This window comes from Chryseobacterium pennae (assembly GCF_003385515.1).
Taxonomy (GTDB): Bacteria; Bacteroidota; Bacteroidia; order Flavobacteriales; family Weeksellaceae; genus Chryseobacterium; species Chryseobacterium pennae.
In genome coordinates, this window is the sequence record NZ_QNVT01000044.1 from 11,973 (window position 1) to 29,483 (window position 17,511).

Genomic DNA, 17,511 nt, shown 5'->3' on the forward strand with positions numbered 1-17,511 from the left:
TAGTTGGTGGTTTTAAATTTTTAAAGTTCACCGACTATATTTTTGTTTGCAACTATAAGATTCCGCGGAAAACGGATGGTTTCAAATATTATTTTAACAAAAATATAATGATTTTCATTCTAAATCCTTATATTTAGTAGATGAATTAATCGAGAACAACACCAATTTCCTAAAATCTTAACAATTTTTATCTGATAACAAAATGAAGAAAGAACTAATAGTTTCGCATGAAGATGATCTTACAAAGATTGCACTGCTGGAAGACGGAAGACTATGTGAACTTCATGAGCAAGAGGACAAAAGCGATTTTATAGTTGGAGATCTGTTTATAGGTAGAGTAAAAAAACTGGCACCAAACCTGAATGCAGCATTCGTCAATATAGGATATGACAAGGATGCATTCCTGCATTATCAGGATCTGGGCCCACAGTATCTTACATACAGAAAGTTTTTAAAAGATACGATCTCTAAAAAACAAAATACTTCAAGCTTAAAAAATTTCGAGATACAGCCCGAAATAGATAAAAACGGAACGGTAGAAAAAGTGATTGCAAAAGACGATCTTGTTCTTTTACAAATCACCAAGGAACCTATTTCTACAAAAGGTCCCAGAATTTCTACTCAGGTTTCACTCACAGGACGTTTTTTGGTTTTAATTCCATTCGATAACAAGGTTTCCATTTCCAAAAAGATCAGAAGTTCTGAGGAAAAGGAAAGACTGAGAACTCTAATCGACAGCATCAAACCTGAAGGTTTTGGAGTGATCATCAGAACAGTAGCCGAAGGAAAAAAGGTAGCGGATCTTCATAATGACATGAATCAGCTGATTCAGAAATGGGAGACCACCTTTAAAAATATCCAGAGAAATAAAGTTCCGTCTAAGGTTTTAAGCGAAGAAGACAAAGCTTCAGCTATTTTAAGAGACAATTTTAATCAGGATTTCGTGAATATCATCTGCGATGATGAGCAAATGGTGAACGAAATGACCAATTACGTTGAAGTAATTGCCCCTGAAAAGAAAAATATTGTCCAGTTTTATGATTCTCATATTCCACTCCTGGAATATTACAATGTTGAAAAACAGCTTAAACAGAGCTTCGGAAAACATGTAAACATACCAAGCTCCAAAGGCGCTTATCTTGTTATTGAACACACCGAGGCACTTCACGTCGTAGACGTTAACTCCGGAAACAATATTACTACCGGAGCCGCTGTCAATAAAGAACACGCTCTTAAAGTGAACAAAATGGCAGCCACAGAGATTGCCAGACAGCTCCGCCTCCGCGATATGGGAGGTATCATTGTGATCGATTTCATCGACATGACCAACTCAGAGCACCGAAGAGAGCTCTATGAACACCTTAAAGAGGAAATGAAGCGAGACAAAGCTCGCCACAAAATACTTCCTCCAAGTAAATTCGGTCTGATCCAGATCACCAGACAAAGAAACCGTCCGGAAAAACAGATCGAAACCAAAGAAGAAAACCCGAACAAAGACGGAGAAATTGTAGCTCCTATTGTGATCGTGGAAAAAATGGGTGAAACACTTAGAAACATCCTGCAGAAAGAGAAAGGAAAAATCTACCTGCATGTGCACCCGTTTGTAGAAGCCTATCTAACAAAAGGCATCAAAAGTATCCAGATGAAATGGTTTATCAAGTATAAAAAATGGGTAACCATTGTTCCAAGGGATTCTTTTAAATATTTAGAATATAAAATCTACAATTCGAAAAAAGAAGAATTGATAGAATTTTCTAATTAAGACAAAATTTAAAACCTTCAGTTTTTACTGAAGGTTTTTTTTATTATATTTGTAACAACATAAAACTCAAACAAATGAAAAAAAAATTACCCCTGATCATTCCGGGTGTTCGGAATACCTCTACCCCATACCCCAATTATTTCAAAACAATCCTTTTCATTCAATAATCAGAATGAGGGTAATATAAATTATTCCCCAAAGAAACTTATGTTTTTCAAATATTCCCCAGACCTGTAGAGTTTACAGAGGTCTGCTCTGAAAAACAGTAATACCATGAAAACATTTAAAATTAGATACGATGATTAAAAAATTATTACTGCCATGCATTTTGATGATTCAAAGTGTATCTGCTCAGATTGTTTCCTATGATAACAGCTTTGCTTCAAGCGGGCAATATGCTATCACAAACAACAATAACATCTACAGAACCGGAATCATTCAAAATCCCGACAAGAGCATTTATCTTACTTACACCAGAAGCAGTTCTTCTCCAGCCGGCCCTGAATATATTGTTTCAAAGCTTAACGCTAATGGAACCATAGATTCTTCTTTCGGAAATAATGGAGAAACTATTATCCCTGATTATTACACCGCTGCCTATAGCCAAATCACTCGACAACCGGATGGTAAAATTCTCCTGTTTAGTTTCTATGATGATGGTGCAGCTATTATCAGAATGACTTCCAACGGGCAGCCTGACACTACATTTGGGATTAACGGAGTTTCGAAGATTTCAAATGTATTTAATGATTTTAATAGTGTTGGTTTTGGTTTGTATCTGCAAAATGATAAAATCATCATTCATGGCCTGACGATTGAAGGACCATATAATTATTATAAAAGTATTTACAGGCTTAATAACGATGGAAGTATCGACAACACATTCGGAACCAATGGATCTATAAAGACTATGGGGAACTTTGTATTTTTAGACAATCAGTCAAATATCGTAAGTCTTATCACTAATTACAGCAATACAAACGCCAATGTAACCTATCCTAACGGAGGAATGGAAAAATATGACAGTAACGGACAACCGCTGACAAGCTTTGGAAACAACGGATCTCTTGTCTTCACTACCAGCCCCGGATTGGTAGGAACAGCTTCTATGGATAGCAGTAACAATATTGTCTGTACCAATATGAATAATGAAATATTCAGAATCACCCCCAATGGAACTTATGACAGCTCATTCACTTTTGATTCTATTAACTCCTATCCTTTTACAATCATTACGATAACTTCTGTAGTTGAAAAAAATGGTCAGTATTTTATAGCCGGCCAGACCGGTACAACCGGGGAAACATTCTTCATTTCCAAACTCAACCCTACAGGATCTGTAGATTCTTCTTTCAATTATTACTCAGAAACGACTGCAGATTCAGACGGTATTACAGATATGATCATAGACAACGGTCACATCGTTGCAGGGAAAGGGTCTCATATTCTGAAGTTTTTAATCAATAACGCGACATTAGCCACAGCCGCCCAGCCTATTATCGGCCAGCCAACGATTTCCTTCGAAAATCCGGTTAAGCAGAATTTAATTTATGATACAAAGGAAACTATACACTCTATAGACATCTATTCCGGAGGCAAGATTATCAAAACAGTAAGAAGCAACCATTCAGACCTTTCTGATCTTCCGAGTGGAGTTTATCTGGTAAAAATAAGGTTCGCCAACGGGAAAGAAGCAACTAAAAAACTGATCAAAAACTAATAAAACAGCCTCTTATCTTTAAGTATACCTTGTTTAAAAACAGGTAAATGATATTATAACGATAAGAGGCTAAATTTTTATCATAACAAAGAACTCAAACAATATGAAAAAAAATTTATTATTAGCTACTCTGATAGTTCAAAGTGTTTCCGCTCAAATTATTTCTAAAGATCAAGCTTTTGCAACAAGTGGCATTTATTCCATGGCGGAAAATACAGCTTGGTCCGCAATGGTACAGAATTCTGACAGCAGCATCTTTTTTACTTATGCTAAAGAGAATACCACATCCGGCCTTAGAGATTCTTTTTTATCTAAACTTACCGTAAATGGAACTGTAGATTATTCTTTTGGAACCAACGGAACCCTTCAGCTTCCTTATTATGCATACAATAGCCAACTCAAAAAGCAATCTGACGGAAAACTATTGGTTATGGGGTTTTCTAATACAGGAGCAGCTGTAACAAGGCTCCTTCCCAACGGAACATCAGACATCACTTTCGGCAACAATGGAACTGTAATAATTCCTGAACTTTACCCAGATGGCAATGATCGTTCTTACGGAATTGTGTTTCAAAATGATAAAATTATTGTTCATGGAGTTGATAGTCCGGACGGACTGAATTTCAAACACAAAATATACAGACTCAACAATAATGGAACTATTGACACCACTTTTGGAGCCAACGGATCTGTCTTTACGCAGGGAGGCTGGTCACCCGGATCATTTGTATTACTTGATAATCAAAACAATATAACAGCAGTTACTAATAATGGTATTATGGAGAAATTTAACTCCAATGGCAATCCCAACACCAGTTTTGGTAATAATGGCGTGTTACAGATGGCTTCAGGATTAGGCTTTGCGGGTACAGTAATGATGGATAGTAACAACAGGATTGTATATTCAACTCTTAATGATGAAGTGTTTAGAATCAATCCGGACGGTACTTCTGATCCTACTTTTAATTATAATCTACCTGATCACTCAGGGATAAATGGTGGTGCCTGGATATTAAACATTACTGAAAAAGACGGCTATTATTATATTGGCGGAAATGGTGAAGGTGATTTTGCCCATACTGCATTTATTTCCAGACTTACCCAAAACGGAAATATAGATCCCAGCTTTAATTATTATTCAGAATCGGATTCTAATTTAGGAGGCATTGGTGATATGATTGTAAACAACAATAATATTATTACAATCGGAGGTCTTCATGTTGTCAAATACATCGTAAACAACACAACGCTTGCTACTAAAGAAATTACAAAAAGTAACAACAATATTGCTTTTGAAAATCCTGTAAGCCAGAACCTGATATACATCACTAAAGATAAAGTAGCTAAAATTGAGATCTTTTCTGCTCTTGGTGAACGTATGAGAACAACAAAAGAATCCCATACTCCTGTTTCAGATTTGCCTAAAGGTATTTATGTAGCTAAAGTTACTTTTGAAGATGGAAGCATCAGTACCAAGAAAATTATTAAAAATTGACAATAACAATATATGGATGATCAAAAGTATTTGCCTACTCTGAGCAGATATTTTTTATTATCAATTTAAAACTCAAAATACAATGACAAAAAATTTATTTCTAGTACTGCTTCTTACAGTACAGATTACTTTCGCACAGATTATTTCGAAAGATTCCAACTTTGCTTCGAACGGAGTTGCTGAAATTCCAAGCAATTCTATAACCAATTCTTATCAAATGGTTCAGAATTCTAATGGGGAAATCTATTTCACTTATAATATGGATGTTGCCACAGGAGTTACTCATGGATTTGTAACCAAGCTTACTCCCAACGGGACTCCAGATCCAGCTTTTGGAAATAATGGAACAGTGAAACTACCTTCTGAACCTTCTATGACTCAGATAAAGTTACAGGCAGACGGGAAACTATTAATTTTTAGTTTATTGGCCAATGCTCAAATATTAAGACTGCTTCCTAATGGTCAGATAGATCCTACTTTCGGAACAAATGGTATTTCACAGGAAATAGATGCAGATCATGATGACTACTTCAATTCGTATGAATTTATTCTTCAGAATGGAAAAATACTGGTACATGGCATCCGCAGAGGCCAAGATCCGCATCATACTATTTACAGGCTCAATGCTGATGGAAATTTAGATAACAGTTTTGGCAACAACGGATCTGTGACCACACAGGGAAATCTTACAGGCAGAACATTTGTCTTTATTGATAATCAATCCAATATTATCAGTTTCAGTGATAATATCAGCGTTATTGAAAAATTTGATTCTGATGGACATCCCATAGCAAACTTTGGAAATAATGGAACGGTACAAATAAGTATTAACGGTACGTCGGTGGGTGATGTTGGCGATGTATTCCTGGACAGTAATAATAAGATTGTTTTTTCTACTTTTCAGAATAACGATATGTTCAGGCTTAATCAAGACGGAAGCCTTGATAATACATTTAATTATGATCTCCAGACCAGTCTTGGTCTTCCTTCAGGTCCCAGAATCTTAAACATCACTGAAAAAGACGGATATTACTATATTGGTGGAGCTGCCGGAGATTCTATGTATAACAATAATTATTTCATTTCAAAACTTAATCCGAACGGTTCACTCAATTCTACATTTGGATATCATATAGAAACCAATTATGACGAGACAGGTTTAATTTCCAAATTTTTCTCAGTTACTGAAATGATTATCAATAACAATAATATTATTGTAAAGGGAAACAACAACATTGTAAAATATCTGCTTAATAGTGGAACTTTATCAACAGCGGATATTACAAAGGCTGCTCATACTATTTCTTTTGAAAACCCTGTGAAGCAAAATCTGGTTTACCAATCGAAAGAAAAAGTAAACAAGATTGAAATTTATTCTCTGGATGGTAAAGCAATAAAAACCATAAAGAATTCCGGCACTCAGGTTTCGGAATTGCCTAAAGGAATTTATATCACTAAAGTGACTTTTGAAAGCGGAAGCAGTATTAGTAAGAAGCTTATTAAGAATTAAAATATTACCTCTGGTTTTTACCGGAGGTTTTTTTTATCTGGTTAACAATCATAGGGATTTCATATTTTCAGGTTTTGGCTAAAGCTATTGGATTTATTTATCTATTTTTGAGAGAAGGTTAAAGCCTACTCTTATTGAATTTTAATGACATTTTTTTTAATTATGAAAACTCACCACTACAAAGCTATCATCCAATGGACAGGAAATAGGGGAACCGGAACCAGCGGTTATAGGGACTATGATAGAAACCATACCATTTCCGTAGAAAATAAGGCTATCATTGATGGTTCATCTGACCCTTCCTTCCGCGGAGATAAAACAAAACACAACCCTGAAGAAATGTTTCTGTCTTCTCTTTCTTCCTGTCACATGCTTTGGTATCTTCATTTTTGTTCTGAAGCAGGTATTATCGTTATAGATTATACAGATGAAGCCACCGGAATCATGGAGGAAACATCCAATGGAAGCGGTCATTTTACAGAAGTTACCCTACACCCTACTGTTATTGTTTCCGAAGAGTCTATGATTGAAAAAGCAGAAAAATTTCATCATCAGGTAAATGAATATTGCTTTATTGCCAATTCTGTTAACTTTCCAGTGAAACATATCCCTATAGTGTTAGTTAAATAACAAAATTATTTTCAAAAAGACCATTAAAAACACCAATAAAACTAGTAATCCAGCAAAAATAACTCTACAATTAACAATCAAAATTCAATAAAAAGAGATTTATTTAAATAATAATCAATAAAAATAATATTTTACTGATGAAATATTTATAAAAAAGTTAAATTATTTATCAATTTTATTCAAAATGTTAGATTTTTTTTATATTTTTATATAAACAAAACTGACCATGATGAAACCAAGATTAACTATTTTTGATGAGCCGATGTTATACACAGAGGGACTCTCAAAATTACTGACACAAAGCAAAATTTTCAACACGATAGATATCTGTAATTCACTGGAGACACTCTCCAAACATTTGAAAGATGAGCCACCCGAAATTCTTGTCATAAGCTCCAATATGTTCATGCTTACCGAGCTGTTCAAGTCTGTAGAGACCATCATCTCGGAACATAACAATATCAAAATTATCATCATTGGAAACTGCTATGATGTGATTGACATCCGAAAGCTTTTCAATAAAGGTATCAAAAGTTACCTTGATAAAACCTGCAGATATAATGAGTTTATAAAATCCATTAATGCATTGCTACTGAATGAAATTTATATTTGTGACCATGCAAAAGAAAGGATGATAAGCTTCATCAGTAATGAACAAGGAACACGGAATTTACACATCAGAGATCCGCTTACCCGTCGCGAAATGGAAATTCTTAAACTTATATGTGACGGCTTCAGCAGCAAAGATATATCCGAAAAACTCTTTATCAGCATCAATACGGTAGAAACACACAGAAAAAGAATTCTTTTGAAACTCAATGTAAAAAACACAGCAGGAGTCGTAAAATATGCGATTGAGAACCATATCATCGACTGAATGAGAAAACATCAAATGATGAAAAAAACCGGATCATATGATCCGGTTTTTTTGCCTATCCCAAAATTCTCATTAATAAAAACCTGGCAAAGAAGTGATTATTAAGGTAATGTTTCTGAGTAGAAGTCAATAGTGAAGGGGCAATTCGCTTCGCTTGTCAATTTTTCTTAGACAATGAAAGTTCACTATTGACTTCTAGTATATATCAACTTTAAAAACCTCAAACCTTCTTTCTCCTATTCATAATCCGGCATTTCCCCATTATTGAAAAGGGCAGCTCGTGAAAGGTCTGTCAGATTGCTGTTAAGATCTATCGTCATAACATTTCTTTGCGAAATGTTATCGTTGGAGGTATTCATAAAGATAACCTGTGCATTATTAGGTGAAAACCGCGGATCAAGATCATTGGTTCCCATAGTCTTTTCGCTTTCTACAGAAATATCACTGACACTGTCATTGGTAAGATTATAAATGAAGATATGAGAATCCAGCTGGCGATAATTTCCGCTTCCATCCTGATAGCCGGATATATCGCGGGTAAACAGAAGAAGCTGTCCGTCTACAGAGAAATTCAGTCCTCCGCTGGCTCCCACAGATCCAGACAATACTGTTTTAAGAGTATTTCCCATCATATCAATGACATAAATATTCGCATTATAACCGTTGTAGTCGTTGGTTTTTATGGCAATTTTACTTCCGTCATAACTCCAGTCACATTCTGAGATCAGGCTGCCATCCGGAGTTGTATAAACCAACGCCAGGCCGCTGCCATCTTTATTGATCCTATACAGCTTATTGAAATTTGAATAAATAATTTCTTTACCGTTGGTACTCCAGGCAAAATCCATTTCGTAGGTATTAAACCCAGCTACAGGAACGGTTGTTACTTTAAATGGATTGGATCCATCAGGATTTGCTGTGTAAATATGGGTACTTCCACCTTCTGTTCGGAGAAATGCAATGAGCCCTGCATTATTATTTTTCCGCGGTCGCCAACTGTTATAAGAAGAGTCTGTGAACTGAAAGCTGTTTCCCTGCTCATCACTTGACATGATGACAAAGTTACCGTTCAGTTTTCTCACATAATGATACCTGTTGGCAGGAACCGTATTAGTGGTAAATTTTCCGATTAAGCTTAAAACTGGCTGGTGAATGCCGTCCGAAACAGACACCTGCCAGAAGTAACTTACACCAAACTTCAGATTTGAAAGTGTATAATGATTAGCCTTCAAATCATTAACCTGAATCACATTAGTGTCAAGATTATTTTTAATTGTTAAACTATATTTTAAAACGTCTGCGGTATCCGGATCTGTTGCACTCCAGGTCAGTTCAACACTTAATGGCTGATTGACCGCATTATCTATCGGACTGAGAAGCTGCGGTGCTGTAGGCGGAGAATTCAGTGAAGTATCATCGTCCATTTCAAATACCACTGTTACCAGCTGATTTTGATTCTGTATGTTGACAGACTGGAAACTTGTAATATATCCTGAAAGTTCTGCCTTTACAGAATAGTTCCCTATAGGCATTGCCGCAATTTCAAAGGAACCATCCGTACCGCTAAAAACGGTTTGCGTTGTAGGGTTTGTAAAAATTTTCACGTTCGCAAGCGGTACATTACTGCCTCTTTTTACTACTTTTCCTTTCAAAATTCCTGTCTGAGCCTGTTCTACAAGGTCTTCATTACATGAAAACAGACAAAAAGTGAGAATGAATATGCTGAGTATTTTAATTAAAGTTTTCATAATTCGTGTTTTTATTTGTTTCCCAGGTAAAAATTGATTCCCAATGCAAAGCGGAGAGCCTGATCTTTTCTTTTTCCGTTGATCAGCCCTTCCCAATTGTCTTTAAAGCCAAGATCATATTGAGCAGAAGCCCTCAGTGAAAAATTATGATCAATCATATATTCAAGACCGCCTCCAAATTGTCCTTTGTACTGAGGTTTATATTTGGAATACATGGCTCCGGCCCCACCATAAATGTAGGGACTGAATTTGTATTTTGGAAAAAGCAGATATTCAAGATTCACTTCCGGCCCGTAATAGTTTCTTTTCACTATATTTTCATTCTCCAGAGTGAAGTAATTTCCATTCACCTCAACATTAAAATTAGGAGTGAGAAAGTATTTGAATCCGATTTTTCCACCGATATTCATTTTAGGATTTACATAATCATCTCTGACCTTCTGTGCTTCTACATGGGCAAATACAGAAACTTTCTGTCTGTAATTGTCAGGATATCTGTTTCCGATTACTCTTCCGTTATTATGTTCCTGTTCTTTGTTGTACTCATTGATTAACGCCTGATAGCTTGTGGTATCATCAATAGCTTTTCCCCATATTTTATCCTGAATCCCCTCTACAATAAGAGACTTTACTGATTTTTCAATAGCTTCGGTTACAGCTAACTGAATGGGTTCGTTTTGAGTAAATCCCACCTCGCCTTCCAGCAGCCTTTCTGTATCTACATACCTGAAAAAGCTCCCGTTAACACTTGTGGAAAGAATGGTTTTGGAAGTATAAACTGTTTTAAGAATTTCTCCGTTAAGAGTGGAAACAGCACGCAGATAAATGGTAATCCTGTCCTGACGATATTGAGTGGAAGCTCCAATGCCAAAATAACGGGCACCAAGGCCTCCGGTCAGGATATTACTGTCATAGGAAATGACTCCTCCTTCCAGAAGAATCCCGGCGTATAGAAGCGGAGGAAGTGACTGAGTGTTTTTATCTGCATCTTTAATGTATTCCTGACGGGTGGATCGGATGATTTGTCTTTCATTGAGCAGATTGGCTATATTTTCTCTTTCAATAGGAATAAACCAACGGCTGTCTTCAAGTGCTTTGATAAGAATAGTTGTTGTTCCCTGAGGCACTGCTGTGCTCCAGTTATTCCCGTTTTCAGAAGGTTTATACTGACCGGTCTGGTCTCTGAATTTATAAACTCCAATAACTATTTTTTCTTTGGGCAGAGGTAGTTTTTTCAGCTCTTCTGTGGAAGAAGTCACCTCTCCCATTGTTGGCTTTTCCGGATCTGAGGGTAATCCAAAGATCGAACTGCAAGCCTGTAAAACACATAGCAGAAAACTACAGAAAAAAATTCTGGTGTAAGTGTAAGTTCTCATGATAAGTCTGGTTTTAAGTTTTTATTTTATTTTGGAATTACGACCTCGGACTGATCGCCTGTACTGGTATCCAAAATATTGATCAAAAGTCCCTGATTGGTATTGGTAATCTGCAGGTAAAGCGACCCGAAAAGGTAGTTACCCGGCTGGATGTTTCCATCACCAAACTGCTCATCAAAAAGCTTTCTTGAAAGTTCACTGAGGATCTGTCTGTTGAGACTCTGAGTAAAACTGTCAAGGGAATTTACTTTATCAAGCAGATTGCTGTAATCGTTTTTTTCATCAAACTGATTCTGTGCATTGGCTGAGCTTAAAAGCCATTGATAATTAAAAGTATCTCCTCCAAATGCAGGATTTATAGGCTTATAAACAAGTTGTTGAGATTTCCCTGAGAAAATACCCGCAACAAAAATTAAAAGAATAATAAAAGTTTTCATGGCGGACGATTTTAATAGATAAATTCATTTTTTATAAGATTTTTCTTTGCTGTAAATTCTTTGATATACTTTAAGCTGAAAGCTAATTGTTCTTTCAAATAATCTTCTCCAGGATTGGTCATAAAGCTGTAAATAATCTTATCATCAATCTGGATATTGATCTGGCCGCTTGTCCCCCGAAGAGGAAGCTCGGAAATCGTAATGGCACTGACACTTTTATCCGGAAGCTGACTATACTGGATATAAAACATATCATAAAAGTCTTTTCCAACCTTGGTTTTGGTTTCGTCAATCGTAAGTCCTTTCAGTTCATAAACAGCATCATCTTCAATTCTGGCTGTTTTCTTTTTAAAAAGATCACTGTTCAGTTCAAGGCTATCCTTCGCCACTAAAGCTTTGGACTCTTCATCTCTTATATAGAGGAAGGCTTTCAGGGCATCTTTGGATTCAAGATTCACACTGATTTCAGATAACACTTTTACTTCATTCGGATTCACAGAAAACTTACCACTCTGCTGGTTATTGGAAAGATTCCCTCCATTTCCTTTTTTTATGGATATTAAAAGGTAATTCAGTTCTTTATAGACCGCTGTATTATTAATAACCACAGCTTTTATTTTTATCTGGTTTTCCAGAGTGCTGTTCTCAATTCTTGCGGTTACTTTTTTATCTTCCTGCCCATAACCCAATACAGACAGAAAGAATAAAAAAGTATTAAAACTCAGGATAGATAGAGATTTCATCATTTGTGTTTTAATAATTTCTCATAAAAATAGTCCTGTTATCTCCTTTTACATTGATCTGAATTCCGCCAGAAATGCTGTTGCTTCCCGTAATGTCAATAATATTATTACTTCCCTGTGTAATAATAGCTGCCTTGGTTTCCTTTTCTGAGAATGAATTGATAAAATAAAGAGCGTTATAGTCCCCAAGTTGCTTTACAGTAATAATTGTTTTGTTATTAAGAGAAAGTTCCGCTTTGTTATAGTCACCCAGCTGAATACTATTGGAGTAACTGGCATTCATCTCAATATTCTGTCTGGCTATAAGAGTAAAGATTGTATTACTGTTCACCTTATCCCAGTCGATTTCCTGAGCCTGCAATGGCAATACCATACAAAGAGCTAAAACACTCCATTTCAAATTAAACATGGCATTGATATTTAAATTAAAGAACATTCATAGAGACCCGGTTATAATCAATTTGACAAATCATGATTTCCCGGCATATTCAATCTTTAGAAAAAAGGAGAAACCAACCTGTAGCTTCTCCTCAACTTTAAAGATTACAGTATCTGAAAGGGCTTAATTCGACTGATTCACGATCATTGAGTTTCCATTTCCTACCTGAGTTCCAAGATGAAAATGGGAATCACCAGTTTGAGTTACCCAAGTAAAGTTACCATTACCTGCCTGAAGATCAATTGCTGTATTAGAGTTTCCTAATTGCACTTGGTATAGCTGATTAGCATTACCAACCTGTACTCCTACAGCAGTATTATCATCACCAATCTGAGCAGCAATTGCGATATTACTGCTTCCCACTTGAGTATGGTTTGCACTGTTATCATCACCTGCCTGATATTGAACAAGTATATTATTAGCACCTAACTGAAGGGCGTCAGCTTCATTTCTTCTTCCTGTCTGGATTTGGTAAGCCATATTACCGCTACCTACCTGAACGGCTGAAGCATCATTTCTTCTTCCGTCCTGATATTGAAATACACCGTTACCAAGACCTATTTGTACTGAAGAAACATCATTTCTTCTTCCGAGCTGAATTTGTTGTGTTGAATTAAAAAGACCAAGCTGCCAGGTTGAAGCATCATTTCTGTTTCCTGTCTGGCTCACATTATTTGAGTTTCCGATACCGATCTGATCTACGTCTATTGAGTTTCTGTTTCCATTACTCACGGCTGTATTCATATTGATGATACCTACCTGATCAATATCTGCAGTATTACGGTTCCCATTCTGTGTTAAAGAATTCATGTTCAAAAGACCTGTCTGGTCTACAGTAGCTACGTTCAAGTTTCCTGTTTGGGTAGTCACATCAATATTAGATTGTGCAAAACTGAAACTCATGGCGATTAGTGTAAATACACCTGTAAGTAAATTTTTCATCTTAGTAAAAATTAATTGGTTAATAGTGAGACAAAGGTATATGCTATACTCAAGTGAAAAACCACCATCAAAGTGTAAATTCTAAAAGTCACTACTTACCGTTGATAAACTCACCATTTATGGTATTGATGAGGTCATGGATTTCAGTTACGTAGAAACACGGTATATAGAATATCAATTGTGAATAACTAATTCGCTTCGCTTGTAGATTTTGATAGGAAATAGTTATTCAATATTGAGTTTAAGGTTTAAGAGTACCGGGATAATAGTCAGCAGTCATGCACGATTCACTTGTGAAGCAAAATTGACTATTGATCTCTCCCATTGGTTAATTAATGTTAAGGCCTTTATTTCTTCAGGAATATATTGTTAAATTTGAGCTATGGAAAATTTTGGAAAAGATTTATTAAGGAAAATAAAAAGTGTAGAGCTTCCCGGTGAACCCGCTCACGGAGTATTCTCGCCTCCCTATCGTCCCGTTTTTACATATGATGATGTACTGGCAAAAAATCCCAAATTTGCAGCAGTGAATATTGTATTGTATCTGAAGGATAATGAATGGTATTTTCCATTGATCCAAAGAACCATTAATGAACATGACAGACACAGCGGACAGATCTCATTACCTGGCGGAAAACGTGAAGAAATGGATCAGGATTTTGCTGAAACTGCAGTTCGGGAAACTTCTGAGGAAATTGGGATAGACAAGCATTATGTGAGAGTTATCCGGGAAATGTCTCCTATCTATATTCCACCAAGTAATTTTTACGTATATCCCTATATTTCGTATACTAAAAAGAATCCACTTTTCGTTCTTCAGCAGACTGAAGCGGTTGAAACCATAGAATTTCCAATCACTTCTTTCTTAAATCTGTCGGACACCCCTGAACTTATGGCACTCCCAAGTGCCGGTGGACAGGAAGTTCCTGTTATCAACTTCAACGGATATATTATCTGGGGAGCTACAGCAATGATATTAAGCGAATTCAGCCAGTTGCTGAAAAAAATGTAACTTTGCACTACCGTGTTTAATTAAAAAATGGCGAAGAAAAATATTTTCACCGATGCATTCGGAACACCTTATTTTTTAAAAAGGTTTATTATTTTTATTTTAGGAGTTGTATCCTACAGAAGGTTCAACGGCTTTAATAAGTTAAAAATAACCGGAACAGAGCACCTTGTAGATCTTCCGGATTCCAATGTATTGTTTGTATCTAACCACCAGACTTATTTTGCTGATGTAGCTGCAATGTATCACGCTTTCTGCGCCGTAAATAATGGATATTTAAATACGATTAAAAATCCGATCTACCTGCTGAATCCAAAGATCGATTTTTACTATGTAGCAGCAGAAGAAACCATGAATAAAGGGATTCTCCCTAAAATATTCAAAATTGCAGGAGCTGTAACGGTAAAAAGAACATGGAGAGCAGAAGGGAAAAATGTCAACAGAATGGTAGACATGAGTGAGGTAGACAATATCATGAAAGCACTGGACAACGGTTGGGTAGCCACCTTCCCTCAAGGAACTACATCTGCCTTTGCCCAGGGACGAAGAGGAACTGCCAAATTGGTAAAGAACCAGCGTCCTATTGTTATTCCGATTAAAATCAACGGATTCAGAAGAGCATTTGATAAAAAAGGACTTCGTGTAAAGGTTACCGGTGTAAAACCTACCATGGAATTCAAAGCTCCCCTGGATATAGATTATGATAATGAAAAAGCACCGGAAATCCTATTGAAGATCATGACAGCCATTGAGCAGACTGAGGACTTCAATATATTACACAATTATGATGAAGAACTTAAAGCTAAAAAATTAGAACAAAAGGACTCAGATAATTAAAGTAAATTAAAATTATGAATAGAATAATTGGAATCTTATTCGCCATCATAGTATTTGTTTCGTGCAACAGCCAGAAAGTATATTCTGATTTCGATATCAGCTATTCGAAAAGTGGTGGCTATGCTCCTGTATATGAAAACCTGCTGATTAAAGGTAATAATGTACATTACTCCTTTGAAGGGCAAGGAAAAAAATACAAGCAGGATTTTAAAATTTCAACAGAAGATCTGAAAAAACTGGATCAGGTTCTTTCCCAGAATAATTTCAGAAGAATACAGGAAGACCGTAAAAAATTATACGATAATATTTCTACTTCGATCAATATTAAAAAAGGACCTAACGAAGGCAGTAAAACGGATGCCAGTATGATTATTCCCAATTATCAGACCAATTGGAACAACATCCTGGAGGCCTTCCAGCAGATCATTAATACTAATATTAAAAAACAGTAAATACAATTGAAAACCCACTTCATTGCTATTGGCGGAAGCGCCATGCACAATCTTGCCATCGCACTAAAAGATAAAGGATATCAGGTTACCGGTTCGGATGATGCTATTTTTGAACCGTCAAAATCCAGATTGGAGAAAAAGGGAATATTACCTCAGGAAATGGGTTGGTTCCCTGAAAAAATCACTTCAGATATTGATGCTGTCATCCTTGGTATGCATGCTCATCAGGATAATCCTGAACTGGCAAAAGCAAAAGAATTAGGGTTAAAAATATATTCTTACCCGGAATTTTTATACGAACAGTCTAAGAATAAAACCAGAGTTGTCATTGCCGGATCGCATGGGAAAACAACCATCACATCAATGATTCTTCACGTTCTGAATTTCCACCAGAAAGATGTAGACTTTATGGTAGGTGCCCAGTTGGAGGGCTTCGACTGTATGGTAAAACTGACTCAGGATAATGATTTCATGGTCCTGGAAGGTGATGAATATCTTTCTTCTCCTATCGACCTGCGTTCCAAATTCTTGTTATACCAACCGAATATTGCTTTAATGAGCGGTATCGCATGGGATCATATCAATGTTTTCAAAACTTTTGATGATTATATCGATCAGTTCAGAAAATTTGTCACAAGCATTACTCCAGGTGGAGTTTTAGTCTATAATGAAGAAGATCCGGAAGTAGTAAAAGTAGTGGAGAATGCTGAAAATTATTTCAGAAAAATCCCATACAAAACACCTGAATATGAAATCAACAACGGTAAAGTATATCTAAAAACCGAAATGGGAGATGTTCCTTTATCTGTTTTCGGAGCCCACAACCTGCTGAACATGGAAGGTGCAAGACATATCTGCCGACAGCTGGGCATTATGGATGAAGATTTCTATGAAGCGATCATGAGTTTTAAAGGAGCTTCCAAACGTCTTGAAAAAGTAGAAAGAGAAGATAAGGGTACATTATATAAAGACTTTGCCCATGCTCCAAGTAAGGTAAAAGCTGCTGTAAAAGCATTCAATGAGCAGTTCAAAAACGAAAAGAAATATGGTTTTCTTGAACTTCACACCTATTCCAGCCTAAATCATGCCTTTTTAGAGCAATATGACCATGCTATGGACGGATTGGATGAGGCTGTGGTCTTCTATTCTGAAGATGCATTAAAGATCAAAAGAATGGAGCCAATCTCTCCGGAATTTATTAAAGAAAAATTCAGAAATGAAAACCTGAGAGTTTTTACCAATGCTGAAGAACTTCATGCTTATTGGAATACACTTGATAAAACAAACGGGGTGTACCTGATGATGAGCTCAGGAAACTTCGGCGGACTGGATCTGACGAAATAATTTTACCCTACTAATAAGTAATTGATAATAAGATCACTTTTATGATCTATTCTCAATAAAAAATTAAAACCCCTTTCAGTTTGAACTGAAAGGGGTTTTAATTTTCATCTGTTATCTATAAAATATTTATTAACACAAAATACATACTGGAGTATAAAATATTTTCAACATATCACAACGTAATATATTC

At 36.1% G+C, this 17,511-nt stretch carries 16 protein-coding genes; 10 read left to right on the forward strand and 6 right to left on the reverse strand.

From position 1 onward, the window contains the following. The first annotated feature begins 202 nt into the window (after positions 1-202). From DRF65_RS27060 to DRF65_RS27085, 6 genes are all read left to right on the forward strand, one after another. Positions 203-1,762 carry an Rne/Rng family ribonuclease gene (locus tag DRF65_RS27060; RefSeq protein WP_115973817.1) on the forward strand — a complete coding sequence of 520 codons (1,560 nt, stop codon included), beginning with the start codon at positions 203-205 and terminating at the stop codon, positions 1,760-1,762. Positions 1,763-2,060: 298 nt separating this feature from the next. Further along, on the forward strand, positions 2,061-3,482 hold the full coding sequence (locus DRF65_RS27065; protein WP_115973818.1) for a T9SS type A sorting domain-containing protein: 1,422 nt from the start codon (positions 2,061-2,063) through the stop codon (positions 3,480-3,482). Between the two features lie 103 nt (positions 3,483-3,585). After that, complete coding sequence (locus DRF65_RS27070) at positions 3,586-4,977, forward strand: T9SS type A sorting domain-containing protein (RefSeq protein ID WP_115973819.1); 1,392 nt, start codon at positions 3,586-3,588, stop codon at positions 4,975-4,977. An 82-nt stretch (positions 4,978-5,059) separates the two neighbouring features. Further along, positions 5,060-6,487 carry a T9SS type A sorting domain-containing protein gene (locus DRF65_RS27075; RefSeq protein WP_115973820.1) on the forward strand — a complete coding sequence of 476 codons (1,428 nt, stop codon included), beginning with the start codon at positions 5,060-5,062 and terminating at the stop codon, positions 6,485-6,487. Positions 6,488-6,649: 162 nt separating this feature from the next. Continuing rightward, complete coding sequence (locus DRF65_RS27080) at positions 6,650-7,117, forward strand: OsmC family protein (protein WP_115973829.1); 468 nt, start codon at positions 6,650-6,652, stop codon at positions 7,115-7,117. 226 nt (positions 7,118-7,343) lie between these two features. Next, positions 7,344-7,994 (forward strand): response regulator transcription factor, encoded by a 651-nt coding sequence (locus DRF65_RS27085; protein ID WP_228438977.1) that lies wholly within the window; start codon positions 7,344-7,346, stop codon positions 7,992-7,994. 236 nt (positions 7,995-8,230) lie between these two features. On the opposite strand, the gene DRF65_RS27090 is transcribed toward DRF65_RS27085, so the two are convergent. The 6 genes from DRF65_RS27090 to DRF65_RS27115 all read right to left on the reverse strand — a co-directional run bounded on the left by DRF65_RS27090 (position 8,231) and on the right by DRF65_RS27115 (position 13,679). Further along, positions 8,231-9,742: a carboxypeptidase-like regulatory domain-containing protein gene (locus DRF65_RS27090; RefSeq protein ID WP_115973821.1), complete on the reverse strand. Its 1,512-nt coding sequence runs from the start codon at positions 9,740-9,742 to the stop codon at positions 8,231-8,233. 11 nt (positions 9,743-9,753) lie between these two features. Continuing rightward, positions 9,754-11,118, reverse strand: a complete 1,365-nt coding sequence (locus tag DRF65_RS27095; protein WP_115973822.1) for a CsgG/HfaB family protein — start codon at positions 11,116-11,118, stop codon at positions 9,754-9,756. A gap of 26 nt (positions 11,119-11,144) precedes the next feature. Beyond that, positions 11,145-11,555, reverse strand: coding sequence for a curli production assembly/transport component CsgF (locus tag DRF65_RS27100; RefSeq protein WP_115973823.1), 411 nt, complete (start codon positions 11,553-11,555; stop codon positions 11,145-11,147). Positions 11,556-11,566: 11 nt separating this feature from the next. Continuing rightward, positions 11,567-12,301: a curli production assembly/transport protein CsgE gene (locus tag DRF65_RS27105; protein WP_228438979.1), complete on the reverse strand. Its 735-nt coding sequence runs from the start codon at positions 12,299-12,301 to the stop codon at positions 11,567-11,569. 7 nt (positions 12,302-12,308) lie between these two features. Beyond that, the gene (locus tag DRF65_RS27110) at positions 12,309-12,707 is read right to left on the reverse strand and encodes a hypothetical protein (protein ID WP_115973832.1); all 399 of its coding nucleotides are present in this window, start codon (positions 12,705-12,707) and stop codon (positions 12,309-12,311) included. Positions 12,708-12,860: 153 nt separating this feature from the next. Beyond that, positions 12,861-13,679, reverse strand: a complete 819-nt coding sequence (locus DRF65_RS27115) for a hypothetical protein (RefSeq protein WP_115973824.1) — start codon at positions 13,677-13,679, stop codon at positions 12,861-12,863. A 382-nt stretch (positions 13,680-14,061) separates the two neighbouring features. Between DRF65_RS27115 and DRF65_RS27120 the strand changes: the two genes are divergently transcribed. Genes DRF65_RS27120 through DRF65_RS27135 form a run of 4 tightly spaced genes read left to right on the forward strand, consistent with a single transcriptional unit; the run spans position 14,062 to position 17,321 of the window. After that, entirely contained in the window at positions 14,062-14,691 is a 630-nt protein-coding gene (locus tag DRF65_RS27120) for an NUDIX hydrolase (RefSeq protein ID WP_115973825.1), read from the forward strand. A 27-nt stretch (positions 14,692-14,718) separates the two neighbouring features. Beyond that, positions 14,719-15,525 (forward strand): lysophospholipid acyltransferase family protein, encoded by an 807-nt coding sequence (locus DRF65_RS27125; protein WP_115973826.1) that lies wholly within the window; start codon positions 14,719-14,721, stop codon positions 15,523-15,525. 14 nt (positions 15,526-15,539) lie between these two features. After that, positions 15,540-15,977, forward strand: coding sequence for a hypothetical protein (locus DRF65_RS27130; protein WP_115973827.1), 438 nt, complete (start codon positions 15,540-15,542; stop codon positions 15,975-15,977). Between the two features lie 6 nt (positions 15,978-15,983). Further along, the gene (locus DRF65_RS27135) at positions 15,984-17,321 is read left to right on the forward strand and encodes a UDP-N-acetylmuramate--L-alanine ligase (RefSeq protein ID WP_115973828.1); all 1,338 of its coding nucleotides are present in this window, start codon (positions 15,984-15,986) and stop codon (positions 17,319-17,321) included. Positions 17,322-17,511: the final 190 nt, after the last annotated feature.